Genomic DNA, 25,860 nt, shown 5'->3' on the forward strand with positions numbered 1-25,860 from the left:
TGCGGCTGCCGGGAAGGGGGCCGTGGGGGCTCCCGTAGGATTCTGATGTGAGTCTCGCTCCCGCCGCCCCCACGCCCGCCACCGACGGTCGGCTCAGCGTCGTCGTCATCGCCTACAACGACGAGGAACTGGTCGGTGAGGCGATCAGGTCCGCGCTCGACCAGGGGCCGGTGGTCGCCGAGGTCGTCGCCGTGGACGACGCGTCGAGCGACGCCACGGGCAAGGTGCTCGACGAGCTCGCGGCCGCGCACCCGCGCGTGCGGGTGGTGCACCGGGAGAGCAACAGCGGGGGCTGCGGCACCCCGCGCAACGACGGCATCGCCGCCGCCACCGCCCCCTACGTGATGTTCCTCGACAGCGACGACGTTCTGCCGCCGGGCGCGGCCCAGGCACTCGTCGCGGCGGCGGAGCGGCACGAGACGCCGGTCGCGGCGGGGATGTGCGTGCGCCGGGAACTGCCGGACGGGCGCGACGTGCCCTGGCAGCCGGACCTGTACACCGGCGAGGCCCTCCTCGACAGCGCCGCCGCCCTCGCCCCGTACACGCACGACACCCTCTGCGTGAACAAGGTCTACCGCCGCTCCTTCCTCGACGAGCACGGCATCCGCTTCCCCGACGGCCGGTTCGTCTACGAGGACTTCGTCTTCAGCGCGCGCGTGCTGGCCGCCGCGCCGCGGATCGCCGTGATCCCGGACACGGTCTACGTCTGGCATGTGCGCCGCGCCGCCGCCCAGTTGTCCATCTCCCTGGACCGCAAGGGCATCGAGAACTGGACCGCCCGCATCGAGGCGCACCGCCAGGCCGTCGCGGCCTTCACCGACGCCGGCCGCGCGGAGCTCGCCGCCGTCTGCCGCACCAAGTTCCTGGAGCACGACGTCCGGCTCTACGCGCGCGAGCTGCCGCAGCGCGGCGCCGCGTACCAGCACGACTGGTGGACGCTCACCCGCACGTACCTGACCGGCTTCGACGAGCGCGAGCTCGCCGCCGCCACCACCCCCGCCCGCTGGCTCGCCCGCCTGCTCCTCGCCGCGGCCGAGCCGCGCGACCTGCCCCGGATGTCCCGCCTCGCCGCGAACCCGGGGCGCCTGCTGCCCCCGTACGCGCGCGTGGACGAGGCCGCCGTCTGGGCGGAGGACCTGCCCGGCGCCGTGCTCGACGGCGTCGACACCGCCCCGCTCGACGACCTTCCGTTCGTCGTCGACGCCTCCCTGCGCACGAGCCCCACGGGACGTGGCGAGCTGCGCCTGACCCTGCGCGATCTGTACGGCCGGCTGCGCGCGGCGGGCCCGCGCACCGCCGAGGTCGGCTTCGTACGGAGGGGCGACGCCGAGCCCACCCGTACCGAGCGGGTCCCCCTCACCGAGGGCGCGGACGGCTGGACCGCCCGCGTACCCGCGCACCTCACCGGCCTCGCCCGCGCCGGCCGCCGCGGGCGAGGCCGCGGCACCCAGGTGTGGGACCTCCGGGTCGTCGTGGAGGGCGCGGCCGGCGCCTCCTTCACCACCGCCCCGCGTCTCGCGGGCGGCGGCCAGCGCCGGTCGGTGCTGCCGAGCAGCCGGTACGGTGTAGTGCTGGTGCAGCAGTACACGACGGCGAACGGGTCGCTCGCGGTACGGATCGCGCCGGGCGCCCGCGACGGCCTCAAGGTGGCGTGGGCCAAGCTCGGCCGGCTCACCGGCACATCTCAGGGAAAGAGCTAGGGAGCACGATGACTTTTCTGATCACGGGCGGCGCGGGCTACATCGGCTCGCACGTCGTGCGGGCCATGACGCGGGCGGGCGAGAGCGTCGTCGTCCTCGACGACCTGTCCACCGGCTACGCCGAGCGCCTCCCGGACGGTGTGCCGCTGGTGGTCGGCTCCACCCTGGACCGCGAGGTCCTCGACAAGACCATCGCCGAGTACGGCGTGACCGGCGTGGTCCACCTGGCGGCGAAGAAGCAGGTCGGCGAGTCCGTCGAGCAGCCGCTGCACTACTACCGCGAGAACGTGGTGGGCCTGACCGTCCTCCTTGAGGCCGTCGCCGCCGCCGGCGTGCGCAACTTCCTGTTCTCCTCCTCCGCCGCCGTCTACGGCATGCCGGACGTGGACCTCGTCACCGAGGACACCCCGTGCCTGCCGATGAGCCCGTACGGCGAGACCAAGCTGGCCGGCGAGTGGCTGGTCCGGGCCGCGGGCAAGGCCCACGGGATCTCCACCGCCTGCCTGCGCTACTTCAACGTGGCCGGCGCCGCGACCCCGGAGCTCGCCGACACCGGCGTCTTCAACCTGGTCCCGATGGTGTTCGAGCGGCTCGACGCCGGTGAGTCCCCGCGGATCTTCGGCGACGACTACGACACCCCCGACGGCACCTGCATCCGCGACTACATCCACGTCGAGGACCTGGCCGACGCCCACCTCGTCGCCGCCCGCAAGCTCGCCGAGTGGGCCGCCGCGGGCGAGCCGCGCGACCTCACCGTCAACATCGGCCGCGGCGAGGGCGTCTCCGTCCGCGAGATGGTCGATCTGATCAACGAGATCACCGGCCACAGCGCCGCCCCGGCCGTCACCCCGCGTCGCGCCGGCGACCCGGCCCGCGTCGTCGCCTCCGCCGCCCGCATCGAGGCGGAGCTCGGCTGGCAGGCCCGCCACGACGTCCGCGACATGATCACCTCGGCCTGGGCCGGCTGGACGGCACGCCGTACCGCGTCGGTCTGACGTCACCACGTCGGTCTGACGTCACCGCGTCGGTCTGACGTCAGGCACGAAGACGGCCGGAGGGTTCTCGAACCCTCCGGCCGTCTTCTCGTACGTGGAGCTGTGGCTCCTACCGCTCCAGGAAGCGGAAGAGCTCCTCCCACCGGTCGGTGATCGACTCGGCGGAGTACCGGCGCACGTTGGCGTGTGCGGCGGTACCCATGCGGTCGCGCAACTCGTCGTCGGCGATCAGGGTGCTGATGTGCCGGGCCAGATCCGTGGTGTTGCCGAGCGCGGCGAGCAGGCCGTCCTCGCCGTCCCGGATGATCTCGCGGACCCCCGGCGCGCAGTCGAACGCGGCACACGGCACACCGGCGGCCATGGCCTCGAGCAGGGTGATCGGGAAGCCCTCCGCCCGGGAGGCCTGGGCGAAGACCGAGGCCTCACGCAGCGCGCCGAGTACGTCGGACGTGCGGCCCATCCACTCGACCGAGCCGTCCAGGCCCATCTCGGTGCACTGACGGTGCAGCCGCTCCTCCTCGTCACCGGCGCCGTAGATCCGCAGCGTCCAGTCGGGGTGGCGCGGGGCGACCTCGGCCCAGCTGTCGAGCAGCATGTCCATCCCCTTCTCGTGCGAGAGGCGGCCGATGGAGGCGACCACCTTCGCCGAGCGCGGGGAGGGCGTCTCGGGCATGAACGGCAGCGGGTTCGGCATGTGGCCGACGTTGTCCATGCCCGCGCGGATCCAGCGGTCCGCGTCGCCGGGGGTGAGGACGAGCAGCCGGTCGACGCCCTGGTAGTACCGCTTGACCCGGGCCAGGCGCGAGGAGGCCGCGCTCGCCTCGTACGACTCGTGGCTCATGCCGATGACGACGAGGCCCTTGGTGTCGGCCAGCGCCACCCACTCCATCGCCCACACCTGGGTGACGATGACGATCGCGCCGGGGCGGGCCGCGGCGAACAGCGCGGTCAGCTTCTCGGCCTGCTCGCGCATGGCGGCGGCGCGGGCGCGGTGGCGCATCCGCTCCGCCGCGTTGAGCCGGCCCTTGATCCCGCGCAGCGAGCCCACCTGCGGGGGGTGCGCGTCGTACAGCGTGGTCGTGGCGTACGGAAGGTCGGCAGGGAACTCGTGGCGGCGGCCCTCGGGCGCCGGCACGATCCCGATCGCGTGCACGCGGTGGCCCCGGTCGGCGAACTCCCGGGCCATCTGGTGCGACCAGGTGGTCACACCGCCCATCTCGTCGACGCTGTTGGAGACGAAGAAGATGTCACGGCCGCCGGACACGGCGGTCTGCTCGGTCACTTACCGCTCCTGGTGAAGAACTTGGCGACGATCTGCGAGGCCGCGTCGCCCCGGTCGAAGGCGCTGAAGTCGGCGTTGAACCGCTCCCGCGCCGCCGCGTACTTGGCGTCGGCCTCGTCCTTGAGACGGGTGATCGCCGAGAAGAGCTCGCTCTCGGTGGACACGACCGGGCCGGGGGCCCGCTCCTTCAGGTCGAAGTAGGTGCCGCGGCTGCCGTTGGCGTACTCGTCGTAGTCGTACGTGAAGAAGATCATCGGCCGGTCGAGCAGCCCGTAGTCGAACATCACGGACGAGTAGTCCGTGATCAGGGCGTCCGCGAGCTCCAGGAGCGGCGTGGTGTCGTGGTACGTCGAGACGTCGATGACCCGGCCCCGCACGGACGGCGGCAGCGTGACCTCGTTGAGGTAGTGCGACCGGACGAGCAGGGTGTGGGTGTCGCCGAAGCGCTCGGCGAACTCCTCCACGTCGAAGGGGAGCTCGAACTGGCGCACCTTGCCGTTGGTCTCGGCCCGGAAGGTCGGGGCGTAGAGCACCACCTTCTTGTCCGGGTCGATGCCCAGCTCCTGCGCGAGCGGGCCGCGCGTGCGGGTGCCGGACTCGGCCTCGGCGCGGCGGGCGGCGACCAGGGCGTCGTTACGGGGGTAGCCGACCGGCAGCAGGACCTCGTCGCGCAGCCGGAAGCCCTTCGCCAGCGTCTGGACGTCGTGCTCGGAGCGGACCAGGAAGTGGTCGAAGCGGTCCAGGGACTGCTGCAGCGAGTCCTGCCCGGCCTGGGCGCGTGCCTTCGTGCTCGGCTCGTGGAAGCCCATGCGCTTGAGCGCGGAGCCGTGCCAGGTCTGGATGTACGTGGTCTCCGGACGCTTCGTCAGACGGTGCGGGAAGCCCTGGTTGTCGATCCAGAACTCCGCCTGCGCCAGGGCCCGCAGGTACTGCCGGCTCCAGCGCTTGACCAGAGTGGCGTCCTTCGGGAAGCCGGTGGGCTTGGCGCCCGCGTAGGACCAGACGGCGTCGAACCGCACGCCCTCGCGGCGCATCTCCTCGTAGATCGCCTTCGGGCTGTCGCTGTACTGCTTGCCGAGGTGGCTCTCGAAGACCACGAGCCCCTTGCGGATCGGCAGCCGGCTGTAGACCTCGTGGTAGAGACGCACCTTCGTCTCGCCCGAGTGCAGCTGCTTGCGGGCCTTGAGCAGGCCGCGCAGGCTCTTCTTGGCCAGGTTCGCCGCGCTGCCGTGCATCGCGCCCTCGATCATCGCCGTGGTGCAGACCGCGGCGGCGCTCTCGGCGGTGAGGACGTAGGACAGGTTGCCCTTCTTGGTCGCCTCGGGCCGGAACCGGTCCGAGACCAGCCGGGTCAGGCGCGGGCGGACCCGCAGGGAGCGGGTGGAGCCGAGGTCGACGTCGCCGACCGAGACGCGGGTGGTGAGCGTGGTGCCGTCGACGGTCAGCCGCAGGCGCACGTCCCAGACCGCGTCGACGATGCCGACCGGGCGGACGCGGGAGAGGTCCGCCGAGGCTTCCCACTCGATCGCCGAGCCGGTGTGGCGCAGCGAGGTGACCGGGACGCGGTACGGGCGCTGGCCGAGGTTGCGCCGGGCGCGGAACTCCAGCACGCCCTTGAGCGGCTGGTTCTCCGTGATCCGGCCCAGCGGGTTCACCACGGCGCCGGTCATACGGACCGTGCCGTCGCTGTCGGCGTACGAGGTCAGCCGGTTGGCCAGCGGGATCGAGGCCAGCGGGCTCAGGTGGTAGCCGGCGTCGGTGACGTTGAGCACCCGGCGGCCCATCGGGTCGTCGAAGTGCCCGTCGCACCAGTAGATCTGGCCCTCGTGCTCGACCAACGCGGTGGTCAGGCGGCCCTTGTTGGTGAGCGCCTCGGTGGCCGGGATCAGGTTGTCCCAGTCCTCACGGGTCAGCAGGTAGGCGCAGATCGCCTGCAGCGGATCGACCTCGTCGTACGCCTCCGGGGCGATGTCGGCGAGGTAGGCGTTGGCCAGCTCGGCGAAGTCGCGGCAGTACTGCTCGTCCATCATCGCGAGTTCGCGCAGGTGCAGCACGAGGTCGTGCTTGAGGAACTTGATGTCCTTGCGGAACTTCAGCTCCTCGTAGCCCTTTTCGGCGAGCAGGGCGTCCACCCGGCGGTGGATCTCCACGCGGTGCGCGAAGTTGGCGATCTCGTGGCGCCGGTTGCTGATCGACTTCGCGGCCGCCTTCTCCTCCACGTTCCAGTAGTAGACCTGGTTCGGGATGAGCGTGATGCGGCCGGCGGCGACGTAGGCCTGCGCGGAGAACAGCAGGTCCTCGTAGTGGATGCCGACCGGGAACTCCAGCCCCTGCTCCAGGAGGAACGAGCGGCGGTAGCACTTGTTCGTCGAGAGGGTGTCGAAGACGAGCAGGTCGGACATCTCGTTGATGGACTCGAGGGTCCGGGTCTCCGCGTAGATCCACGGGTACCACTGGGTGGTTTTCTGGTGCCGGCTGTCCAGGTGGACGCGCACGCACAGACCGGAGACGAGATCGGAGCCGGTCCGCTCGGCCGCGTCCAGCATGTTGCGGCAGGCGTTGCGCTCCAGCACGTCGTCACTGTCGAGGAACATGACGTAGGTGCCGGCGGCGCGCTGGATGCCGTAGTTGCGGGGCGCTCCGCAGCCGCCACTGTTCTGGGGCAGCTGGAAGGCCCGGACCCGGTCGGGGTGCGCGGCGGCGAGCTGTTGGGCGACCTGGAACGTGTCGTCCTTGCTGCAGTCGTCGACGATGACGACCTCGACGCTGTGCAAGGTCTGGTCCAGTACCGATTGGACGGCCGTCGGGAGACGCTCTGCGTCGTTGTAGGCGATGACGACCACGGAGACGTCAGGCACTTGCACCTCGATCCACTTGTCTTCCTCTCGACACATCCAAGCTACCTGCTGTTCGGTACCGCGATTGACACCGAAGACGGCGGGTGAGGCGGCGCGACCTTCCCAGGACTCGGCCGGTTGTCCGGGGAACCGGCCGAGGGGGTGATTTTCTTCAAGGGATGTGCACGTAGGGTGCAGAGGATCGCAGAATCTGCCCGAATCGACCACAAAGAGTGATTCGGGTCACGGTGCCGGTGGAAGCGGGGCGCGGGCGGGGGCCGGACCTCGGGTGGGGGCTGGAGCCGGGGCCGGGGCGGCGTGGCCCGGACCCGGGGCCATGGCCTTCAGCGCCTCGGCCAGCTGCTCGCGCCAGTGCGGCTGGGGCGCGACGCCCGCCTCGGCCCAGCGCTCGTGCGCCAGCACGCTGTACGAGGGCCGGCGGGCCGGGCGTACGAACTTCTCCGAGGTCGTCGGCCGCACCCGCTCCGGGTCCAGGCCGGTCAGCTCGAAGGCCGCCCGTGCCAGGTCGAACCAGCTCGCCGTCCCCGACGCCGTGCCGTGGTAGACGCCCGCCGGGGCCTCGTCGCGGACGGCCGCCGTGCCCAGGTCCCGCAGCTGGCGCGCGAGCGCCCGGGTCCAGGTCGGCTGGCCGCGCTGGTCGTCGACCACGTCGAGGGTCTCGCGCTGCCCGGCCAGGCGCAGCATGGTCGCCACGAAGTTGCGCCCGTGCGCCCCGTACAGCCACGCCGTGCGCACCACGTAACCGCGCTCGGGCAGCAGCTTCAGGACCGCCTCCTCGCCCGCGAGCTTGCCGCGGCCGTAGGCGTTCACCGGGGAGGTGGGGGCGTCGTGCCGGTACGGCTCGGTCGCGTCGCCCGGGAAGACGTAGTCGGTCGACACCTGGAGCAGCACGGCGCCGGTCGCGGCGCAGGCCTCGGCGAGCGCGCGCGGGCCGTCGCCGTTGATCCGCGTGGCCGCGGCCTCCTCGGTCTCCGCGCCGTCGACGTCGGTCCAGGCGGCGGCGTTGACGACGACGTCATGGCCCTCGACCGCGGCGCGGACGGCGGCGGTGTCGGTGATGTCCAGATGGGCGCGGGTCAGCGCGGTGACCTCGGTACGGGCGCCGGTACGGGCGTCGATACGGGCGTCGATACGGGCGCCGGCACCGGCGTCCGCGCCGGTCCCGGCCAGGACCTCGGCGAGGTCGCGGCCGAGCATGCCGGCCGCACCGGTGATCAGCCAGCGGGTGGGGGCGTCGGCGCTCATCGGGCGAGCGCCGCCTTCGCCTTCAGCGGCTCCCACCAGGCGCGGTTGTCGCGGTACCACTGGACGGTGGAGGCGAGGCCCTGCTCGAAGGTGACCTGCGGCCGGTAGCCGAGCTCCTCCTGGATCTTGGCGATCGACAGCGAGTAGCGCAGGTCGTGGCCCTTGCGGTCCTCGACGTGCTCGACCATGTCCCAGCCGGCGCCGCAGGCGTCGAGCAGCAGACCGGTGAGCTCCTTGTTGGTGACCTCGGTGCCGCCGCCGATGTGGTAGACCTCACCGGCGCGGCCGCCGCGCAGCACCATCTCGATGCCGCGGCAGTGGTCGGAGACGTGCAGCCAGTCGCGGATGTTCAGGCCCTCGCCGTACAGCGGGACCTTCTTGCCGTCCAGCAGGTTCGTGGTGAACAGCGGGATCATCTTCTCGGGGAAGTGGTACGGCCCGTAGTTGTTGGAGCAGCGGGTCACCACGACGTCCATGCCGTGCGTGCGGTGGTACGAGAGCGCCAGCAGGTCCGAGCCGGCCTTGGAGGCCGAGTACGGGGAGTTCGGGGCCGGCGGCCAGTCCTCGGTCCAGGAGCCCTCGGCGATCGAGCCGTACACCTCGTCCGTGGAGACGTGCACGAACCGGCCGACGCCGTGTCGCCTGGCCACGTCGAGCAGCACCTGGGTGCCGAGCACGTTCGTGGTGACGAACGGCGAGGAGTCCAGGATCGAGCGGTCCACGTGGGACTCGGCGGCGAAGTGCACCACCGCGTCCTGGCCGCGCATCACGTCGTCGACGGTCGCGTGGTCGCGGATGTCGCCGTGCACGAAGGCATAGCCGGGCCTGTCGGCCACCGGGGCCAGATTGGCCTCGTTGCCGGAGTAGGTGAGGTTGTCCAGGACGGTGACCTGGGCGCCCTCGCCCGAGGGCAGTTCTCCGGAGAGCAGTGCCCGTACGAACTGTGAACCGATGAACCCGGCGCCGCCGGTGACCAGAATCCTCATGAAGGCCACGATTCTATGGAACCGGGTGCCGGCACCAGTGTGCCCGCCTAGGCTCCGTATTCATGCGTGGGATCCTGCTCGCCGGTGGTACCGGCTCCCGATTGTGGCCCATCACCCGAGCCGTCTCGAAGCAGTTGATGCCGGTCTTCGACAAGCCGATGATCTACTACCCCCTGTCGACCCTGGTGATGGCGGGGATCGACGAGCTTCTGGTCATCACCGGGCCGGAGGAGCGCCCGCAGTTCGAGCGCCTGCTCGGCGACGGTTCCGCCTGGGGCCTGGACATCCGGTTCGCGACCCAGGAGAAGCCGAACGGCATCGCCGAGGCCTTCGTCATCGGCGAGGAGTTCATCGGCGGCGAGCCCGTCGCGCTGATCCTCGGCGACAACATCTTCCACGGCGTCGGCCTCGGCCGGCAGCTGGCGAAGTACGGGCGGCCCGAGGGCGGCGTCGTCTTCGCCCACGCCGTCTCCGACCCCAGCGCCTACGGCGTCATCGACTTCGACGAGAACGGCGTCGCCCGTTCCATCGAGGAGAAGCCGAAGAACCCGAAGTCCCGCTACGCGGTGCCGGGCCTCTACTTCTACGACAGCCGGGTGGTCGAGATAGCCAGGAGCCTCGTGCCGAGCGCGCGCGGCGAGCTGGAGATCACCGACATCAACAGGTACTACCTCGACCGCGGGGAGCTCCAGGTCTCGGTCCTCGACCGCGGCACCGTCTGGCTCGACACCGGCACCTTCCAGTCCCTCGTGCAGGCCTCCGAGTACGTCCGCGTGGTCGAGGAGCGCCAGGGCATGAAGATCGGCTGCCTGGAGGAGGCCGCCTGGCGGGCCGGCTTCATCGACGACGCGCGGCTGCGCGCCCTCGCCGAGCCGCTGACCAAGAGCGGCTACGGCGACTACCTGCTCGACCTGCTGGCGTACGAGACCGAACAGCGGATCGGCAAGGCCTGACGGTCCTCGGGACCCGAGAGAGGAACGGCTCTTTCCATGAAGGTCAACCCCCTTGGCATCGAAGGCGCCTGGGAGTTCGTCCCGCAGCAGCACGGCGACGCCCGAGGTCTCTTCCTCGAGTGGTACAAGGCCGAGCTCATGGCCGAGGCCGTCGGCCACCCGCTGGAGCTGAAGCAGGGCAACATGTCGGTGTCCGCCGCCGGCGTCGTGCGCGGCGTCCACTTCGCGGACGTGCCGCCCGGCCAGGCGAAGTACGTGACCTGCGTGCGCGGCGCGGTCCTCGACATCGTCGTGGACGTCCGGGCCGGCTCGCCGACCTTCGGCCGCTGGGAGGCCGTGCGCCTCGACGACCAGGAGCGCAGGGCCGTCTACCTGTCCGAGGGCCTCGGCCACGGCTTCTGCGCGCTGACGGACGACGCCACCGTGACGTACCTCTGCTCCGAGGGGTACGCACCGCAGCGCGAGCACGGTGTCCACCCGCTCGACCCGGAGCTCGGCATCGAGTGGCCGGCCGGGGGCGAGCCGGAGCTGTCCGCCAAGGACGCCGGGAGCCCGACCCTCGCGCAGGCGCGCGAGGCGGGGATCCTGCCGGTGTACGAGGAGTGTGTGGCGTTCCGCCGCTCGCTGGCGGAGCGCGGCTGACGGGTCCCTTCCGGTCCGGGCGCCGTCGTCCAGCCTGCGGAATGGACGGGCGGCTCCCGGAGCGGCTCGCGTAGATTGCCTGACGAGCGGGATCATGGGCACGGGCGTGATCACGGGGCCCGGGCCCGGACCCGGGTGGGCACGAGCAGGACGGCGAGGACGACGCAGGTGACAGTGGCAAGGCAGTACGTGACGGAAGCCCGCAGGATCGTCGTGAAAGTGGGCTCGTCCTCGCTGACCACCGCGTCCGGCGGTCTCGACGCCGACCGGGTCGACGCCCTCGTGGACGTCCTCGCCAAGGTCCGCAGCGGCGGCGAGAAGGAGATCGTCCTGGTCTCCTCCGGCGCCATCGCCGCCGGCCTCGCCCCGCTCGGTCTCACCCGCCGCCCCAAGGACCTGGCCCGGCAGCAGGCCGCCGCCAGCGTCGGACAGGGCCTGCTCGTCGCCCGCTACACCGCCTCCTTCGCCCGCTACGGCGTCCGGGTCGGGCAGGTCCTGCTCACCACCGACGACACCAGCCGCCGCGCCCACTACCGCAACGCGTACCGCACCCTGGACCAGCTCCTCACCATGGGCGCCCTGCCGGTCGTCAACGAGAACGACACCGTGGCCACGGACGAGATCCGGTTCGGCGACAACGACCGGCTCGCCGCGCTCGTCGCCCACCTGGTCCGCGCCGATCTGCTCGTCCTGCTCTCCGACGTGGACGGTCTCTACGACGGCGACCCGTCCAAGCCCGGCACCTCGCGCATCGAGGAGGTGCGCGACCGGTCCGACATCGCCCATGTCGAGATCGGCTCGGCCGGCAAGGCAGGCGTCGGCACCGGCGGGATGGTCACCAAGGTCGAGGCCGCCCGGATCGCCGCCGCCGCGGGCATCCCCGTGGTCCTCACCTCCGCCGTCCGCGCCGCCGACGCCCTGGCCGGCCGCGACACCGGCACCTACTTCCACAGCACCGGCCGCCGCTCCGCCGACCGGCTCCTGTGGCTCGCCCACGCCTCCACCCCGCGCGGCCACCTCACCCTCGACGACGGCGCCGTACGGGCCGTGACCGAGGGCAAGAAGTCGCTGCTCGCCGCCGGAGTCGCCGCCGTCGAGGGCGAGTTCAGCGCCGGCGACCCGGTGGAGCTGCGCGACACCTCGGGCCGCGCCGTCGCCCGCGGGCTCGTCAACTTCGACGCCAAGGAGATCCCCCAGCTGCTCGGCCGCTCCACCCGCGACCTCGCCCGGGAACTCGGACCGGAGTACGAGCGCGAGATCGTCCACCGCGACGACCTCGTCGTGATGTGAACGCCCTGTGAAGCGTCGGCGGGTGAACCGAAACGGCTGAAAGTCTGGTCATCCGGTAGGGACCTTTACCAAAACCGTCCCATGCACCGCCGCGGGCTGGTCAACTTTGTCTCGGGGGCACCGAGAGGGCGGGGAACGACCAGCACGCGCAGCAGCACACAGCACAGGCATCACACAGGAGGCCGCCGGTGAGACGAGCGCGCCCAGGGGCACTGCCCCGCGGGACGACCGAACGCGCCCTGACGAGCGTCGAGGCCGGAGCCGACTTCGACGACGAGTCCCTCGACCAGGAACCCGCCCGAGAACTCGAGACCACGAGGGCGGCGGAGCGGGAGGTGTCCAAGCTCTGGCACATCACCCTCAGCGTCTCCGGCGCGGCGGCCCCGCTGAAGGAGGTGCGCCGGGCCCTGGAACAGCTGGCCCACGACCACCCCTTCCTGCTGACCAGCCGCTACGCGAACGACCACGCGGAGATCCGCTACTGGGAGGAGGCCCGCGACCTGCACGACGCCGCCGCCGTCGCCCTGCGCCTGTGGGGCGAGCACCGGCAGAGCGCCCAGCTGCCGCCGTGGGAGATCGTCGGCCTGGAGGTCATCGACCGGGAGACCTACCACCAGCGGATCGCCGAGGGCTACGGCCCGCCGCCGGCCGCCCCGGTCGGCGTCCACCCCTACTGACCACCGGCCGTCGGCGACCGTCGAATTCCGGTCACTCCCGCGCCCCCGGGGCGTCTCGCAGTACGGGACGGCGCGGGCGATCGTGAGGGATGTCCGCAGTGGTGCCAGTACCCTGCGGGCATGACCTCGCTCATGCCCTTCGACAACATGTCCCCGGTCGCCCAGGCCGCCTACCGGGCCCGCGCCGCGGCCGCCGAGATCGCGCCACTGCCGCGCGCGACGAAGGACGACGCCCTGCTCGCCGTCGCGGACGCCCTGGAGGTCCGCACGGCCGAGATCGTCGAGGCCAACGCCGAGGACATCGCCCGCGCCCGCGAGGCCGGCACCAGCGAGGCCATCATCGACCGGCTCACCCTCACCCCCGAGCGGGTGCGGGCCATCGCCGCCGACGTGCGGCATGTGGCCGCGCTGCCCGACCCGGTCGGCGAGGTCGTCCGCGGCTCCACCCTCCCCAACGGCATCGACCTGCGCCAGGTCCGCGTCCCGCTCGGCGTCGTCGGCATCATCTACGAGGCCCGCCCCAACGTCACCGTCGACGCCGCCGCCCTCTGCCTCAAGTCCGGCAACGCGGTCCTGCTCCGCGGCTCCTCCTCCGCCTACTCCTCCAACACCGCCCTGGTGAAGGTGCTCCGCGACGCCGTCGGCGGCGCCGGGCTGCCCGCCGACGCGATCCAGCTCGTCCCCGGCGAGTCCCGCGAATCGGTGCGCGAGCTGATGCGCGCCCGCGGCCTCGTCGACGTCCTCATCCCGCGCGGCGGCGCCTCCCTGATCCGCACTGTCGTCGAGGAGTCCACCGTCCCCGTCATCGAGACCGGCACCGGCAACTGCCACGTCTACGTGGACGCCCAGGCCGACCTCGACATGGCCGTCGACATCCTCATCAACTCCAAGGCCCACCGCGTCAGCGTCTGCAACGCCGCCGAGACCCTCCTGGTCCACCGCGACATCGCCGACGCCTTCCTGCCGCGCGCCCTGGACGCCCTCGCCGAGGCCGGCGTCACCGTCCACGCCGACGAGCGGGTCCTCGCCCACGCCGAGGGCAGCAAGGCCACCGTCGTCCCGGCCACCCCCGAGGACTGGGAGACCGAGTACCTCTCCTACGACATCGCCGCCGCCGTCGTCGACTCCCTCGACAAGGCCGTCGAGCACATCCGGCTCTGGTCCTCCGGTCACACCGAGGCCATCGTCACCACCTCCCAGGCCGCCGCCCGCCGCTTCACCCAGCTGGTCGACTCCACCACCGTCGCCGTCAACGCCTCCACCCGCTTCACGGACGGCGGACAGTTCGGCTTCGGCGCCGAGATCGGCATCTCCACCCAGAAGCTGCACGCCCGGGGCCCCATGGGCCTTCCGGAACTCACCTCCACCAAGTACATCGTGACCGGCGACGGTCACATCCGGTAACCGGCGCTCACTCCGCCGGCTCTCCGCCCGGGGCAGGGACATTCGCGCTCTCCCTGCCCAAAACCCCCTCTCCGGTCTACTCTGAACCCGTGCCGGACGACGTGGGGGGCACGCCGTTCCCGAACGGCGAGGACCCCGAGGACTCTGTCGACCGCGGCGGCGCCGACGAGGAATTCGCCACCGTGGCCTTCGACGAGGACTTCGTGCGGGCGGCGCGCTTCCACGAGCCCACCGCGGTCGAGCGCCTGCTCGCCGCCGCCCAGGCCCGCGCCGAGGCCGAGGCCGCCCGGGCCCGCGCCGTCGCCGGACTCGCCGACGAGGAGCCCTACGAGGACGCCTACGACCTCGGCCGGCACCCCGACGGCTACGACCCCGACACCGCCGAGGACGCCTTCGGCCCCTACGGCCCCCACGGCGGCGCCCTGCGCCCCTACCGAGGCAGCGCCCGCTGGCACCGTCCGGTCGCCTGGGTGCTCGCCCTGGTGATGGGCGTCGGCATGGTCGCCCTCGCCTTCAGCGCCGTCTACCGCGGCGCCTCCGCCAACCGCCAGGACCGTATGCCCCCGCCGGCCACCACGGGCGTCGACAAGCCCCGCGCCGTCCCCTCGGCGGCCACCATGTCCTCCGCGCCGCCCGTTCCCGCTGCTCCCGGCGCCCCCTGACCCTCCCTTCCGGCCCCTCGCCGGCTCTTCTCCGGCCGTTCTCCGACCCTGCCCGGCGGACCCCTCGCCCGTTCGCCGCAGCCACGTGGGGATTCTTGCGAAGTTGTCGTGTACCTGGGCGTTTACCGGAGCTTCCGCCGACCTACCCTGAAGGTATGGCAGGGCGTGGCGACCCGCCTGAGGGGACTCCCGAGGGGCTCCCCGGCGGTGAGGACGAGTACCGATCCGTCGTCTTCGACGAGTCGTTCGTTCGCGCTGCCCGGCTCCAGGAGTTCTCCGCAGCGGAGCGGATGGGGGAGCACGCCCAGGCGGTCCGGTCCCGCCCCACCTGGGAGGGCCGCAGCGGCTCCCGGCAGGCCCTCATGCTCGTGCTGCTGATCCTGCTCGCCTTCGGCACCGCGGTCTACCTCGGCGTCCGCAACCCCTACCAGCCCCCGCTCGACCAGCGGGCCGAGCCCCTGACCACCACCACGGTCCCGCTCGCCCCGCAGGGCGTCGTCCCCGGCGGCACGCCCGCCAGTCTCTTCGCGCACAGCCCCGTCGCCGAGTACCGCACCGGCGCCGCCGGCATCAATCTCCCCCTCGCCACCCGCACCCCCCACTTCTCCGAGAGCCAGGTGGTCGCCGCCCTCGGCATCGCCAAGGACTACCTCGTCGCCTCCTCTCTCGACCCCCAGGTCCTGGCCGGACAGACCACCCGCCCGCCCCGGCTCCTCGTCGACCCCGACCAGCAGGAGCAGTTCGACCGGAGCGTCGAATCTCCCCAGGACGACGGCCGCCACGCGATCTCCGGCTGGCTGGTCAGCTTCGACCCGCACCAGGCCGTCCTCGCCGACCCCGGCATCCGCGTCCAGGGCACCCTGCACTTCGCCGAGGTCAACGCCGACCTGCTGGACGTCACGGCGGACCACACCTTCACCTACGCGGTCCGGCCCGTGACCTCCGGCACCGGCCCGGCCCCGCAGGCCTCGCTGTTCACCGTCCACCGCGAGCTGCACTTCCGCTTCGACCGCGAGGACCTGCAGATGCACCGTGCCGAACTGCTCACCAGCACCGTCCAGGCCGGCCCGCAGTCCTGTGACGCCGACCCCACCGGGGCGCTCCGGCCGCTGCTGGCCGGCGAGCGGGCCGCCGACCGGAGCCACCAGGCGGTCACCGACCCGTACGCCACGGGTCGGCCCGCCACCTCCCCGCTCTGCGGAGTGCTCGCCCCGAGCGCTCAGCCCTCGGTCTGACCCTCCGCGTCGCCGCCGCGGTCCCGGCCGGTGCCGCCGTCGCCCTGGGAACCCTTGGTCCCCTGGCCGCCGTCCGCACCCGTGCCGTTCCCGCCGCCGAACCGGCCGAACAGCTTGCCGCCCAGGTCGCCCGCCAGGTCCCCGGCACCGCCGGCTATGTCGCTGACCAGCTTCATCAGCGGATCCTTGCTGGTGCGCACCGTCTCCGCGTAGTGCCGCCCGGACTCGCGGAAGGAGTCGGTCACCGAGGCGTCCTTGTCCTCCGTCCGCTTCGGGTAGTGGCCGTCCATGATCCGCTGGTAGTCGCGGGTCTCGGACCACTTCTTCAGCTCGGCCGCCCGCACCGTCGTGAACGGGTGGGAACGCGGCAGCACGTTCAGGATCTTCAGGACGGAGTCCCGCAGGTCGCCGCCCTTCTCGTACTCGTCGGCCTGCGCGAGGAACGCGTCCACGTTCATCTCGTGCAGATGATTGCCGCCGGCGATCTTCATCAGGCCGCGCATCGAGGACTGGAGGTCCTGCCCGACGAGCAGCCCGGCACGGTCGGCCGACAGCTCCGACTTGCGGAACCACTCGCGCAGCGCCGTGACGATCGCCATGATCGCCACGTTCCCCAGCGGGATCCAGGCGATCTTGAGCGCCAGGCTGGTGAGGAAGAGCAGGATCGTCCGGTACACCGAGTGGCCCGACAGCGCGTGGCCCACCTCGTGTCCGACGACGGCCCGCATCTCCTCCTCGTCGAGGAGCTCCACCAGGCCGGTGGTGACCACGATGACCGGCTCGTCGAGACCGATGCACATCGCGTTGGGCCGGGGGTCCTGCGTGACGTACATCGGCGGGACCTTCTCCAGGTCCAGGATGTAGCAGGCGTCCCTCAGCATGTCGTTGAGGTGGGTGAACTGCGCGTCGCTCACCCGCACGGAGTCGGAGAGGAACAGCAGCCGCAGGCTCCGCTCCGGCAGCAGCCCGCTGAGTGCCTTGAAGACGGTGTCGAAGCCGCTCAGCTTGCGCAGCGCGACCAGCGCCGAGCGGTCCGCCGGGTGTTCGTAGGCCCGTGAGGAGATACCGGGGAAGCGCTTGCGCTGCCGGCCCGGCAGGTGTCCCTGGTGGTGATCGGTCATGGATACCCCCTGTTCGTACGAGTCGATGCTCGTCCCCCTGACGCACCCCAGACTAGGCGAGCCGGCCATCGAGTGCCGGAGCCTGTGGATAACTCGGGCGATGCGGACAACCGGGCGGCCCGGCCGCCCCGCCGGACCTCGCGACCGCCACCGGTCCCACGATCGGGCCCGCCACCGCGCGACCGGCGAAAACCGCTCCGGTGACGCCAACGCCTGAGTCGGCGTGAGCGCTCCGCGACGCGCCGCATACGATGTGCGCGAAGTCTCCGCTCCCATCCCCGATCGAAGGTCACGCCGAAGATGAGCCTCCACGCCACCGCCGCCAACCTGGTCACGCTCGCGAACGAGGGTGCCGAGAACGGCGGCAACCACGAAAGCCTCAGCCCGTACGTCACGGGTGGCGGCGCCCTGCTCGCGCTCCTTCTGCTCCTCTGGATCACCACCCGCTTCAACCGCGACCGCTAGGCCGCGGCCCGGCCGAGCCGCAAGGCCGCTGATCCGGCGTCCGACGTCGTGCCAGTAGGCTCTGCACGCATGGGAGAGCAGGAAGTGCCTACTGGCGGTCGCGGCAAGCGCAGACTCGGCGTGATGGGCGGAACGTTTGATCCGATCCACCACGGACACCTGGTGGCCGCCAGCGAGGTGGCCGCCCTGTTCCACCTCGACGAGGTGGTGTTCGTGCCGACCGGGCAGCCGTGGCAGAAGAGCCACAAGGCTGTCTCGCCGGCCGAGGACCGCTATCTGATGACGGTCATCGCCACCGCGTCCAACCCGCAGTTCTCCGTCAGCCGCATCGACATCGACCGCGGCGGCCCGACGTACACCATCGACACACTGCGGGACCTGCGCTCCCTCAACAGCGACTCGGACCTGTTCTTCATCACCGGTGCCGACGCGCTGTCGCAGATCCTCACCTGGCGCGACGCCGAGGAGCTCTTCGCCCTCGCCCACTTCATCGGGGTCACCCGCCCCGGTCACGACCTCACCGACGACGGTCTGCCCAAGGGCGGCGTCTCGCTCGTGGAGGTCCCCGCGCTCGCCATCTCGTCCACGGACTGCCGGGCGAGGGTCGCGCAGGGCGACCCGGTCTGGTATTTGGTCCCGGACGGTGTGGTGCGCTACATCGACAAGCGCCAGTTGTACCGCGGCGAGTGAGCCTCGGGGAGGGGCACCGGTGAACGATCAGCAGAACCCGTACGACCCGTACTATCCGCAGCCGCAGATCATCGGCTACGACGCGTACGGGCAGCCGGTGTACCAGCAGCAGGTCCCGCAGCAGCACTACGACCCGTACGGGCAGCCTGTCCAGCAGCAGCAGCAGCAGCAGCCGGCTCGGCCCGGACAGCAGCCGCAGAACTACGGCTACGACCCGTACGGACAGCAGCAGGCCGCGCCCCAGCAGGCCCCGCAGCCGCAGGCGCCCCAGCACCCCCAGCAGCCGCAGTACGACCCGTACGCCCAGCAGCCCGCCTCGTACGACTACCAGCAGTACGACACGGGCCAGACGGGCCAGATCTACGACACCGGACAGCAGTGGGCGGTCCGCACCGAGTCCGCGCCCACCCCGGCACCTCCCTCCCGGCCCTCCGTGCCGCCGGCCCAGGCCCCGGCGGCCCCCGCCGCCGTACCAGGGCAGCGCCCGGCACCCGAGGGCGACGGGCGGGACTTCCGCACCGAGCAGTTCTCGTTCATCGAGGAGCCCGACGAGGACTCCGAGGACGTCATCGACTGGCTCAAGTTCACCGAGAGCCGTTCCGAGCGGCGCGAGGAGGCCCGCCGGCGCGGCCGCAACCGCGTCGTGGCCCTCGTCGTGGTCCTGGTGCTGGCCGCCGTCGGCGGCGTCGGCTACCTCTGGTCGGCCGGCCTGCTCCCCGGCATGTCCGGCGAGCAGGCCGCGCAGAACACCGCCACCGGCCCGCAGCAGCGGGACACGATCGTCGTCCACCTGCACAACACCAAGGGCGGCGGCACCTCCACCGCCCTCCTCGTCAACAACAGCACCACCAAGCAGGGCACCACCCTCCTGCTGCCCAACTCGCTCGCCGTGGCCAACGACGAGGGCACCACGACCACCCTCGCCAAGTCCGTCCAGGACGACGGCTCCAGCGGCACCCGCGACTCCCTCGGCAACCTCCTCGGCGCGAAGATCACCGGCACCTGGCGGCTCGACACCCCGTACCTGGAGAACCTCGTCGAGCTCGTCAGCAACATCGACATCACCACCGACACAGACGTCCCCGGAGACAAGCCCGGCGCCGAGCCGCTGGTGAAGAAGGGCGAGAACCAGACCCTCAACGGCCGTGCCGCCGTCGCCTACGCCACCTACCGTGCGCCCGGCGAGGCCGAGGCCAAGCAGCTCCAGCGCTTCGGCCAGGTCCTGTACGGCGTGCTCCGGAAGATCTCCGACGATCCCCAGGCCGCCACCGTCACCATCGAGACCCTGGCCCAGATCCTCGACCCCTCGCTGCCCGAGAAGGACCTCGGGGCCTCCCTGTCCAAGCTGGCCGAGCACGCCAAGGTCGGCGACTACAAGACGGCGGTCCTGCCCGTCGAGCCCGACGGCTCGCTGAGCGAGGCCACCGGCGACGGCGTCGTCAGGGACATCCTCGGCGGCAAGGTCAGCGCCCCCGAGCAGGGCGCCGCCACCCGGGTCGCGATCCGTGACGCCACCGGCCGGAACGCCACCGAGCCGGCCCGTGTGGTCCTGATCAACGGCGGCTACGCCGTGGTCGGCGGCACCAAGGCCGACAGCCAGACGAAGTCGCAGGTCCTCTACGCGGACGACACCCAGAAGCCGGCCGCCGTGGAGGTCGCCAAGACGCTCGGGCTGCCCGCCGGATCCGTCGCCAAGGGCAAGGCCGCCGGAAACGCCGAGGTCACCGTGGTCCTCGGTGAGGATTACAAGATCCCCGGGGGCAAGCAGTGACCCTTCGATAATCCTTTTCGGGCCCGTCGGCGGTACATGAGACCCTTGAGGTGACTCAGACCGCCGACGAAAGCCTGCTTGTGACCGCCACGGACCGCTCCATCGAACTCGTCAACGCCGCCGCCCAGGCGGCGGCCGACCGGCTCGCGCACGACATCATCGCGTACGACGTCAGTGATGTGCTGTCGATCACCGACGCCTTCCTGCTCGCCTCCGCGCCCAACGACCGCCAGGTCAAGTCGATCGTCGACGAGATCGAGGAGCGGCTACTCAAGGAGCTCGGCGCCAAGCCGGTGCGCCGAGAGGGCGACCGCGACGCCCGCTGGATCCTCCTCGACTACGTCGACATCGTGATCCACGTCCAGCACAGCGAGGAGCGGGTCTTCTACGCTCTGGAGCGCCTGTGGAAGGACTGCCCCGAGCTGCCGCTGCCCGAGGACGCGCTGAAGACCCGCGGCAAGGCGGAGGAGCACGCCAAGCTGATGGGTGCCGACGGAGCGGACGGTGAGCTGAGCTGACCGGCGTCAAGGGCGGCGAAGGCCGCCGCATCGTGCTGTGGCGCCACGGCCAGACCTCCTGGAACCTGGAGCGCCGTTTCCAGGGGAGCACGGACATCGAGCTGACCGAGACCGGCGTGGCCCAGGCCCGCCGGTCCGCCCGGCTGCTCGCCGCGCTGAAGCCGGACGCGATCGTCGCCTCCGACCTCAGGCGGGCGGCCGCCACGGCCGCCGAGCTGTCCGCGCTCACCGGTCTCGCCGTCGCCCACGACTCCGCCCTGCGTGAGACGTACGCGGGGGAGTGGCAGGGCCTGACCCACGACGAGATCACCGCGCGGTACGGCGAGCAGTACGCCGCATGGAAGCGCGGTGAGCCGGTGCGGCGCGGCGGTGGCGAGCTGGAGACCGAGGTGGCCGACCGGGCCGCCCCGGTGGTCCTGGAGCAGGCCGAGAAGCTGCCCGTGGACGGCACGCTCGTCGTGGTCAGCCACGGCGGCACCATCCGCACCACGATCGGCAGGCTGCTCGGCCTGGAGGCCCGGCACTGGGAGAGCCTGGGCGGCCTCTCGAACTGCTGCTGGTCGGTCCTCGGCGAGGGCGCGCGCGGCTGGCGGCTCCTGGAGCACAACGCCGGCACGCTGCCCGAGCCGGTCCTCGGCGACGACGACTGAGCCCCGCCTGCGGCCTGCCGGAGCCGATTTCACTTTCCGGCAGGTCACAGGCTAAAGTTCATCTTGTTCGCAGCGCGGAGCGCGAAGAACGCGCGGGGCTATAGCTCAGTTGGTAGAGCGCCTGCATGGCATGCAGGAGGTCAGGAGTTCAATTCTCCTTAGCTCCACAATCACCGGATCCCGTCCCCATCAGGGGGGCGGGATTCGTCGTTTCCGGCTCCGGCCCGCTCTGCCGCCGCCCCGTCACCTTTCCTTCAGGAGCAGGTCGATGGCCCGTCGGCTCTCCTCGTCGTTCGGCGTGTAGGTGACGATCCGGCACTCCGGCATCCCGTTGATCGACAGCGAGACCGAGGTCATCCGTATCTCGCCCACCCGCCGGTGCCGGAAGGTCTTCACCCGGGTGCCCGGCGGCACCACGTCACCGCTGCGCCACAGCTCCGCGAAGTAAGGGCTCGCCTCGCCGAGCAGGCGGACGAACGACTCCCACGCCGGCTCGCCCACATGACGCCCGTACGCACCCCGCAGCTGGGCCACCATGAGCGGCAGCTCAAGGTGTCTGTCGACCACCGGGCACTTGGGCTCGGGCATGGTGAACAGGCTCCACAGCACGTTGCGCACACCGAGCGGCCCCGTCCACGGCTTGCCGTCCTCCCGGAGGAACAGCAGGTCGTACGCGCTGTTGGTGGCCAGCACGTCGTACCGCGCGTTGTACACCACCGCGGGATGAGGCACCAGGGCGTCCAGGATGCCCTGGATCTCAGGGCTGACCGCCACCACGTGCTCGGGTGCCGCTTCGGGCTCGTACGGCACCTCCGCCAGGTGGTACAGATGCTCACGCTCCGGCCGGTCGAGCCGCAGCGTGCGCGCCACAGCGTCGAGCACCTGCGCCGAGGCGTTGATCGGCCGGCCCTGCTCCAGCCACGTGTACCAGGTCACGCCGACGCCGGAGAGCTGGGCCACCTCCTCGCGGCGCAGCCCCGGCGTGCGCCGTCTCAGTCCCGGCGGCATGCCCACGTCCTGGGGCGTTACCCGCGCCCTCCGGCTGCGCAGGAACGCCGCGAGCTCCGGCCTGCGCCGTGTCGCACTCGGTGTTGCCACAGTCGTCACACCCCCCCATGGTCGACTCCCCGTGCCGCCGTTGCCAGGTGCTGCCGGTACCAGCATCGACGGGCTCTCGTTACCCGTATCGGACCGGCGTCACGCTCCTCGCATGACGACGACCACCACACGTCCCGTACTCAGTAAAGCCCTTGGCACCGACAACCGCCCCCGTTCCCTGCTCGCCGTCGTGCTCGCCGCCCAGTTCATGGCCCTGCTCGACGTCTTCATCGTCAACGTCGCGGCCCCCACCATCCGTACCGAACTCGCTGCCACCGGCGCCGGCCTCCAGCTCGTCGTCGCCGGATACACCATCGCCTACGCGGTGCTGTTGATCACCGGCGCACGACTCGGCGACCGGCTCGGTCACCGGCGCGTCTACCTCGCCGGGCTCGCGGTCTTCACCGCCGCCTCGCTCGTCTGCGGACTGGCCGCCGGAACCGGCCAGTTGATCGCCTTCCGGGTCGTCCAGGGCGCCGGATCGGCCCTGATGATCCCTCAGGTGCTGAGCCTCATCCAGCGCAACTTCACCGGCGAGGGCCGGGTCCGCGCGCTCGGCGCCTACTCCGCCGTCCTCGCCACCGGCGCGGCGGCCGGCCAGGTCGTCGGCGGCGTCCTCGTCAGCGCCGACCTGTTCGGCACCGGCTGGCGCCCGGTCTTCCTGGTCAACGTGCCCATCGGCCTGGTCCTGCTGGCCCTCGGCGCCAAGGTGCTGCCGCGCGACGCCGGGGCCGAGCGGGCCCGCTCCCTCGACCTGCCCGGACTGCTGCTGCTCGCCGGCTCCGTCACGCTGCTCACCGTCCCCCTCGTCCTCGGCCAGGAGAAGGGCTGGCCGCTGTGGACCTGGCTGTCGTTCGCCGGGTCGCTGCTCCTGTTCGCCGCTTTCGGCGCGTACGAGGCCGGGCTCGCCCGGCGCGGCGGCGCCCCGCTCATCGCTCCCCGGGTGCTGCGCAGCCCCGGTATCGGCCGGGCCGTCGTACGGATCGGCGCCGTGATGGCCGTCAACGCGGGCTATCTCTTCACCCTCACCCTGCACCTCCAGGGCGCGCTCGGCCACAGTGCCCTGCGCACCGGCCTGACCTTCGCGCCGACCGCCGCCCTCTTCGGGCTCGTCGGCCTCACCTGGCGGCGTTGGCCGGCCCGGCTGCAGCCCTTCCTGGTGCCGGGCGGCTTCCTGCTCACCGCCGCCTCCGCGGCCGCCGTGGGCGCCGTCCTGAAGGGCGGTGGCACGGGCGGCTGGGAGCTCTACCCGGTGCTGTGCACCATGGGTGTCGGCCTGGCGCTGGCCTTCAGCCCGGCCCTGACCGGTGCGCTCGCGACCGTACGGCCCGAGGACGCCGCCGACGCCAGCGGACTGCTCGCCACCGTGACCCAGCTCGGCCAGCTGATCGGCGTCGCCGCCTTCGGCGCGTTCTTCCTGGGACGGGTCAGCGGGCCGGGGGCGCACATGTCCGCGAACGCGCTGTGGGCGTGCACCCTCGCGCTGGCTGCGGCGGCCGCCCTGGGGGCCTCGGCGAACCTGCTCCGCCGACGACGCTGACCCCCTTGCGGGCCCATGGCAGAATCGGACCGCCGGAGGGGAAGAGGGCCCGGGCGGGAGGGAGCGCGCATGGCCGTGGACGGTGCCGACGAGGTCGCAGCCGATCCCGTCGTGGAATCCGCCCCAGGGCCGTGGAAGCCACCCCTCGCACCGGAGGCCTGTGCCGCGACCGTGACGGGAGCCGAGTGATGGGGGCGCACCGGCGGAAGTGCGACTGGTGCGGCAGCGGGACGCCCATCGTCCGCGACATGGATCCCGTGAACCCCTCGTTCCAGTACTGGTGCGAGGAGTGCGCGCGGGCGCTGATCATAAAAGGCGACCCCATCGAGACCTACCGTGAGCTCGAAGGGGAGCCGATCTACGGCCGGCTCCTCGACGAGCACTGCACCCTGAAGCGGTTCTACTCGTTCGCGACGGCCTGAGGCTCCCGCGTCTCCTCGCGGGGCCGCGGGACCGTCTCCGCCGAAGCCCGGCCGCGCGCCCGCCTCAGCGACAGCGCGTAGCCGGCGAAGACCGCGAGCGCCGTCAGCGGATACACCGCGGAGAGCAGCATCTGCCCGGCGTTCTGGTCGAGTTCGGGACGGCCCGGGTCGTGCGGCACCCACCACAGCGCGAACGAGGCGAAGGCCACGGCCACGGCTCCCGTCACGATCCACGCGCGCGTGCAGCGGTCGTACAGCAGGATCAGCAGCGGCACGCACCACACCCAGTGGTGGGACCAGGAGATCGGGCTGATCATCAGCGCGGTGAACGCGGTGACCGTCACGGCCACCGCCCTGTCGCCGCGTACCGCGGCCCGGACCGCGAGCACCATCGCCGCGCCGCCCAGGAGGACCGCGGCGGCCACCCACCACAGGCCCGGCGCGTCCGTGTGCAGCAGCCGGGCCAGGACGCCGCTGAGGGACTGGTTCGCGGTCTCCTCGGCGTGACCGACCCGGCCGGTCTCGAAGAGGGTCTCGGTCCAGAACTTCTTCGAGTCGGCGGGCAGCGCCAGCGCCGTCGTCAGCGTCGTCATCAGGAAGACGCCGGTCGCCGTGAGCGCCGTCCGCAGCCACTGGTTCATGGCGCGGTCCCGGCGCCAGAGGAGCAGCCCGGCGGCGAACAGGAGGACCACGAAGAGGCCCGGGGTGAGCTTCACCGCGGTGGCCAGACCGATGCCGAGGCCGGCCCAGCGGCTGCCCCGGCCGCCCTCGCGGCGGGTCAGGTCCCACAGCACGGCCACCGCCACGAGCAGGTTGATCTGCCCGTACCGCAGCGTCGTCCACACCGGCTCGCACCACACCACGACCGCCGCGATCCACAGTGTGGTTCGCCACAGCCCGGCGCGGGCCGCCGGGCGGGCCAGGGCGGGACGGACGAGCTGCAGCGACAGCCGCACCAGCGCCACCACCAGGAGCAGGTTCCCCGCCGTGGTCAGCGTCCGCATCAGCGGCACGCCCACCAGGGTCAGCGGTACGAACAGCGCGGCGGCGAACGGCGGATAGGTCATCGCGAGGTTCGCCGAGGTGGCGCGCATCGCGTAGAGGTCGCCGCCGGCCCGCAGCGTCTCGGCCTCGGCCCGGTAGACCATCACGTCCAGCATGTTCACGTGGGCGAGCCGCTGCGCCACCCAGAACGCCGTGAACGAGAGCAGGCACACCGCCGCGGCGACGGCCGGGGACCGGAACAGGGCACGGGACGGGGAGACCGGGGGCAAGGAGGAGGCGGACACAGACGGCGACCCTACCCGCACCACCCGACGGGCCCGCGAAACGGATTTGGCGATCGGGACGGCGGACGGTTACTGTTCTGTCCGTCGCCGCACGGGAGACCGGCGCGACACAACTAAACAAGGGGCTATAGCTCAGTTGGTAGAGCGCTTGCATGGCATGCAAGAGGTCAGGAGTTCAATTCTCCTTAGCTCCACAGAACCCGTACAAGGGGCTATAGCTCAGTTGGTAGAGCGCCTGCATGGCATGCAGGAGGTCAGGAGTTCAATTCTCCTTAGCTCCACAGAAGAGAAGCGGGGGGGGGGGGGGGGGGGGCCGCGGGGGAGGGGCGGGCGGAACGCGGCGCCGCACCCCCGCGGGGGGCGACCG

Annotated in this window: 23 protein-coding genes and 3 tRNA genes; 19 read left to right on the top strand and 7 right to left on the bottom strand. The window is 71.7% G+C overall.

From position 1 onward, the window contains the following. Positions 1–47 precede the first annotated feature (47 nt). Both AB0C73_RS31365 and galE read left to right on the top strand, forming a co-directional pair. Positions 48–1,700 (top strand): glycosyltransferase family 2 protein, encoded by a 1,653-nt coding sequence (locus AB0C73_RS31365; protein ID WP_362536759.1) that lies wholly within the window; start codon positions 48–50, stop codon positions 1,698–1,700. Between the two features lie 8 nt (positions 1,701–1,708). Further along, positions 1,709–2,695, top strand: a complete 987-nt coding sequence (gene galE, locus AB0C73_RS31370) for a UDP-glucose 4-epimerase GalE (protein ID WP_362536760.1) — start codon at positions 1,709–1,711, stop codon at positions 2,693–2,695. A gap of 109 nt (positions 2,696–2,804) precedes the next feature. Here galE and AB0C73_RS31375 read toward each other — a convergent pair whose 3' ends face one another. The 4 genes from AB0C73_RS31375 to rfbB form a co-directional block, all read right to left on the bottom strand. Further along, positions 2,805–3,977 (bottom strand): glycosyltransferase, encoded by a 1,173-nt coding sequence (locus AB0C73_RS31375; RefSeq protein ID WP_362536762.1) that lies wholly within the window; start codon positions 3,975–3,977, stop codon positions 2,805–2,807. Beyond that, on the bottom strand, positions 3,974–6,871 hold the full coding sequence (locus tag AB0C73_RS31380; protein ID WP_362536764.1) for a CDP-glycerol glycerophosphotransferase family protein: 2,898 nt from the start codon (positions 6,869–6,871) through the stop codon (positions 3,974–3,976). Before AB0C73_RS31380 ends, AB0C73_RS31375 begins: the two co-directional genes overlap by 4 nt. A 186-nt stretch (positions 6,872–7,057) precedes the next feature. Next, positions 7,058–8,080 (bottom strand): dTDP-4-dehydrorhamnose reductase, encoded by a 1,023-nt coding sequence (rfbD, locus tag AB0C73_RS31385; protein WP_362536766.1) that lies wholly within the window; start codon positions 8,078–8,080, stop codon positions 7,058–7,060. Beyond that, complete coding sequence (rfbB, locus tag AB0C73_RS31390; protein ID WP_362536767.1) at positions 8,077–9,066, bottom strand: dTDP-glucose 4,6-dehydratase; 990 nt, start codon at positions 9,064–9,066, stop codon at positions 8,077–8,079. Before rfbB ends, rfbD begins: the two co-directional genes overlap by 4 nt. 62 nt (positions 9,067–9,128) lie before the next feature. Between rfbB and rfbA the strand changes: the two genes are divergently transcribed. The 7 genes from rfbA to AB0C73_RS31425 all read left to right on the top strand — a co-directional run bounded on the left by rfbA (position 9,129) and on the right by AB0C73_RS31425 (position 15,929). Beyond that, positions 9,129–10,019 carry a glucose-1-phosphate thymidylyltransferase RfbA gene (rfbA, locus tag AB0C73_RS31395; protein ID WP_362536769.1) on the top strand — a complete coding sequence of 297 codons (891 nt, stop codon included), beginning with the start codon at positions 9,129–9,131 and terminating at the stop codon, positions 10,017–10,019. A gap of 36 nt (positions 10,020–10,055) precedes the next feature. Then, complete coding sequence (gene rfbC, locus AB0C73_RS31400) at positions 10,056–10,661, top strand: dTDP-4-dehydrorhamnose 3,5-epimerase (RefSeq protein WP_362536771.1); 606 nt, start codon at positions 10,056–10,058, stop codon at positions 10,659–10,661. A gap of 168 nt (positions 10,662–10,829) precedes the next feature. Next, the gene (proB, locus tag AB0C73_RS31405) at positions 10,830–11,951 is read left to right on the top strand and encodes a glutamate 5-kinase (protein ID WP_362536773.1); all 1,122 of its coding nucleotides are present in this window, start codon (positions 10,830–10,832) and stop codon (positions 11,949–11,951) included. A 188-nt stretch (positions 11,952–12,139) separates the two neighbouring features. Beyond that, positions 12,140–12,628, top strand: coding sequence for a hypothetical protein (locus AB0C73_RS31410; protein WP_362536775.1), 489 nt, complete (start codon positions 12,140–12,142; stop codon positions 12,626–12,628). A gap of 120 nt (positions 12,629–12,748) precedes the next feature. Further along, complete coding sequence (locus AB0C73_RS31415; RefSeq protein ID WP_362536777.1) at positions 12,749–14,032, top strand: glutamate-5-semialdehyde dehydrogenase; 1,284 nt, start codon at positions 12,749–12,751, stop codon at positions 14,030–14,032. Between the two features lie 89 nt (positions 14,033–14,121). Continuing rightward, positions 14,122–14,694 carry a hypothetical protein gene (locus AB0C73_RS31420; protein ID WP_362536779.1) on the top strand — a complete coding sequence of 191 codons (573 nt, stop codon included), beginning with the start codon at positions 14,122–14,124 and terminating at the stop codon, positions 14,692–14,694. A gap of 155 nt (positions 14,695–14,849) precedes the next feature. Continuing rightward, positions 14,850–15,929: a hypothetical protein gene (locus AB0C73_RS31425; RefSeq protein WP_362536781.1), complete on the top strand. Its 1,080-nt coding sequence runs from the start codon at positions 14,850–14,852 to the stop codon at positions 15,927–15,929. Here AB0C73_RS31425 and AB0C73_RS31430 read toward each other — a convergent pair. Next, positions 15,914–17,050, bottom strand: a complete 1,137-nt coding sequence (locus tag AB0C73_RS31430) for a M48 family metallopeptidase (protein ID WP_362536782.1) — start codon at positions 17,048–17,050, stop codon at positions 15,914–15,916. The genes AB0C73_RS31425 and AB0C73_RS31430 overlap by 16 nt on opposite strands. Before the next feature lie 300 nt (positions 17,051–17,350). Here AB0C73_RS31430 and AB0C73_RS31435 point away from each other — a divergent pair, with 300 nt between their 5' ends. The 6 genes from AB0C73_RS31435 (at position 17,351) to AB0C73_RS31460 (ending at position 21,311) form a co-directional block, all read left to right on the top strand. Continuing rightward, entirely contained in the window at positions 17,351–17,515 is a 165-nt protein-coding gene (locus AB0C73_RS31435) for a hypothetical protein (protein WP_362536783.1), read from the top strand. A gap of 69 nt (positions 17,516–17,584) precedes the next feature. After that, the gene (nadD, locus tag AB0C73_RS31440) at positions 17,585–18,205 is read left to right on the top strand and encodes a nicotinate-nucleotide adenylyltransferase (protein ID WP_265862320.1); all 621 of its coding nucleotides are present in this window, start codon (positions 17,585–17,587) and stop codon (positions 18,203–18,205) included. A 19-nt stretch (positions 18,206–18,224) separates the two neighbouring features. Beyond that, positions 18,225–19,976: an LCP family protein gene (locus tag AB0C73_RS31445; protein ID WP_362536784.1), complete on the top strand. Its 1,752-nt coding sequence runs from the start codon at positions 18,225–18,227 to the stop codon at positions 19,974–19,976. 80 nt (positions 19,977–20,056) lie between these two features. Then, positions 20,057–20,494: a ribosome silencing factor gene (gene rsfS, locus AB0C73_RS31450; RefSeq protein ID WP_362536787.1), complete on the top strand. Its 438-nt coding sequence runs from the start codon at positions 20,057–20,059 to the stop codon at positions 20,492–20,494. Next, positions 20,491–21,144 carry a histidine phosphatase family protein gene (locus AB0C73_RS31455; protein ID WP_362536788.1) on the top strand — a complete coding sequence of 218 codons (654 nt, stop codon included), beginning with the start codon at positions 20,491–20,493 and terminating at the stop codon, positions 21,142–21,144. The genes rsfS and AB0C73_RS31455 overlap by 4 nt, the downstream gene beginning before the upstream one ends. Before the next feature lie 94 nt (positions 21,145–21,238). Next, a tRNA-Ala gene (locus tag AB0C73_RS31460) sits at positions 21,239–21,311 on the top strand. A 76-nt stretch (positions 21,312–21,387) separates the two neighbouring features. Here the strand turns inward: AB0C73_RS31460 and AB0C73_RS31465 are convergent. After that, complete coding sequence (locus AB0C73_RS31465) at positions 21,388–22,251, bottom strand: helix-turn-helix transcriptional regulator (RefSeq protein ID WP_362536785.1); 864 nt, start codon at positions 22,249–22,251, stop codon at positions 21,388–21,390. 103 nt (positions 22,252–22,354) lie between these two features. Here AB0C73_RS31465 and AB0C73_RS31470 point away from each other — a divergent pair, with 103 nt between their 5' ends. Then, a complete protein-coding gene (locus AB0C73_RS31470; RefSeq protein WP_362536786.1) occupies positions 22,355–23,782 on the top strand; it encodes an MFS transporter in 1,428 nt (475 codons plus the stop codon). A gap of 188 nt (positions 23,783–23,970) precedes the next feature. Further along, on the top strand, positions 23,971–24,204 hold the full coding sequence (locus AB0C73_RS31475; protein WP_265862737.1) for a hypothetical protein: 234 nt from the start codon (positions 23,971–23,973) through the stop codon (positions 24,202–24,204). On the opposite strand, the gene AB0C73_RS31480 is transcribed toward AB0C73_RS31475, so the two are convergent. After that, on the bottom strand, positions 24,183–25,478 hold the full coding sequence (locus tag AB0C73_RS31480; protein WP_362536789.1) for a glycosyltransferase 87 family protein: 1,296 nt from the start codon (positions 25,476–25,478) through the stop codon (positions 24,183–24,185). The genes AB0C73_RS31475 and AB0C73_RS31480 overlap by 22 nt on opposite strands. A 136-nt stretch (positions 25,479–25,614) precedes the next feature. On the opposite strand from AB0C73_RS31480, the gene AB0C73_RS31485 reads away from it, so the two are divergent. Continuing rightward, positions 25,615–25,687: transfer RNA gene (locus tag AB0C73_RS31485), tRNA-Ala, on the top strand. Between the two features lie 14 nt (positions 25,688–25,701). Next, positions 25,702–25,774, top strand: a tRNA-Ala gene (locus AB0C73_RS31490). Positions 25,775–25,860: the final 86 nt, after the last annotated feature.

This window comes from Streptomyces sp. NPDC048623 (assembly GCF_040650755.1).
Taxonomy (GTDB): Bacteria; Actinomycetota; Actinomycetes; order Streptomycetales; family Streptomycetaceae; genus Streptomyces.